The organism is Cupriavidus sp. 05T313 (genome assembly GCF_056396665.1).
Genome location: NZ_JBFTLX010000496.1, coordinates 1 through 1,566, shown reverse-complemented (window position 1 = coordinate 1,566; position 1,566 = coordinate 1). Strand labels below are relative to the sequence as shown.

Here is a 1,566-nt window from a genome sequence, read left to right as displayed (position 1 = left end):
CGACAACACGGCCCACCGGCTGCGACTTATATCGCCTGAACACATCCTTGAGCTTTCGCAGTAACGTCGTTCGCTTTTTCAGCTTGGGCGTGTACTGCGGTCGCCACACCTTGTTCCGGATGCTTCGGATGCGACGGAAGTCGAAGCCCAGAAAGCCGAAGCTCTCTCCACATGCCAGATTCACGGTGCGGCTCTTCTCTTCATTGATTTCGACCTGCAGTTTGRCAAATTCTTCCCGAAGGCGTCGGGTCACGGCCCCGAGCAACCACGCATGGCGCGGGTGGGCATTGATCAGCACGACCAGGTCGTCAGCGAAGCGGGCATACTCGACGTGARTGTACTTCCCTTCGCGCGTGGTATCCTTCGCGCGCTCCAGCATTTGATCCACCTCTGTGAGATAGATATTGCTGAGCAGCGGCGAAATCACCCCGCCCTGCGGAACGCCTTGTTTGCCCGATGCAGTCAGCATCAGCTTTAGCAGATGCATGACGTCCCGATCATTGATCCGCCGCGCCACCTTGCCGAGCAGCAGATGATGCCGCACGGTGTCAAAGTAGGCGCGTAGATCCAGATCTAAGACCAGGGTTTTCGCCTGCACGATCGCCGTCGCCACTCGCTGCACCGCTTCATGTGCGGTCCTCTTGGGACGATAGCCATACGACCCCGGCAGGAAATCTGCCTCGAAGATCGGTTCCAGTATCAGCTTGAGCGCACCCTGGACCACTCGATCACGGATAGCGGGTATCGATAGGACGCGGAATTTTCCCCCGTCCTTCGGTATCTCCCTCCTCCGTGCCGGCAGTGGCCGGTAGGTACGGTCCACCAGTTCGCCCCGTATCTGCTCCAGGAACGCCTCCACGCCCTGCGCCTCGATGACCTCGAACGTCACGCCGTCAATACCCGGTGCTCCGTTGTTTAATCTGGCCATCTCGTACGCTTCGCGTAGTGCCTCCGTCTTGCAGACATGGACGTACAAGCCCCAGAAACGCCAGGACGGTTCAGTCTTCGCCTTGACGTATAGTCCCCGCCTCAGGTCCTGCAAACTAACGGACGTCTTTGTCATCTCGTCCTTGCCTCCCATGTTGTTGAGGACGTTACAAACAGCAGGGCCCCTTCGCTCCGCCAGCGTTACCCGGCTTCACAGCTACTACGGACCCATCCGCCACCCTCTCGCCTTCGATCCACTTCCCGGGTTCTCCGGTTATAGAACCTACCTTGCTCCGACGATTTCGCGCCGGGGCGAGGAGGGCTTCTCCAGTTGCTTAGCGTGTCCTTGTCATCGTGCCGTCGCTTACACCCCGCCGAAGTGAAGTAGCCGTGTCGGTCAGATTTCGGCTACCCATGCTGCCTTCGCCTACACAGTGAGGGCTCGGCCTTCGGGTCTATTGTTTTCGAGGCCACATCCGCGTTCACTTTGGTTACGGCCCGATGACTCGCGCGGCCCCCAAGTGTTACGTCCCGGGCTATTTGAGGAGCGGCGTCGCGAGCTATTCGAGGTGAGACGTCGGCAATCGTCGCGGGTTGCCGGAGGCGCAGAGCAACTCCGGCGTAGCGTGAGATGGAATG

Annotated in this window: 1 protein-coding gene; it reads right to left on the bottom strand. The window is 59.4% G+C overall.

Annotated elements, in window-relative coordinates; all coding sequences use genetic code 11:
- On the bottom strand, positions 1 to 1,063 hold a 1,063-nt coding region (gene ltrA, locus AC1DKD_RS41180), incomplete at its 3' end, for a group II intron reverse transcriptase/maturase (protein WP_477144740.1).
- Between the last annotated feature and the right edge of the window lie 503 nt (positions 1,064 to 1,566).